Genomic DNA, 256 nt, shown 5'->3' with positions numbered 1-256 from the left:
GATAGATCGGGCTTAATCGATCGCGGTAACGGCAACGGATCATTGATGTGTTTCAGAACGACAGCCAGCGGAGTATCGGCATCATAGGGCAAACGGCCAATCATCAATTGGTACAGCATGACACCTAACGAATAAATATCGCTGCGCTCATCGCCGGGCTGGCCCATGCCTTGCTCCGGTGCCATGTAGCTGGGCGTGCCCACCATAGCGCCGCTGGCAGTCAGATTAGACGAGGTCACGATCTTCGCAATACCGA

Annotated in this window: 1 protein-coding gene; it reads right to left on the bottom strand. The window is 54.7% G+C overall.

Features of this window, described 5'->3' with window-relative positions; all coding sequences use genetic code 11:
• Positions 1 to 206: protein kinase domain-containing protein (locus tag H5993_RS09330; RefSeq protein WP_428980940.1), on the bottom strand; the 206-nt coding region annotated here is incomplete at its 3' end.
• Positions 207 to 256: the final 50 nt, after the last annotated feature.

The sequence above is a fragment of the Limosilactobacillus alvi genome (assembly GCF_016900115.1).
In the GTDB taxonomy this organism is placed as follows: domain Bacteria; phylum Bacillota; class Bacilli; order Lactobacillales; family Lactobacillaceae; genus Limosilactobacillus; species Limosilactobacillus alvi.
Note: the sequence above shows the minus strand (reverse complement) of the source record. Positions and strands in the feature narration are given on the sequence as shown.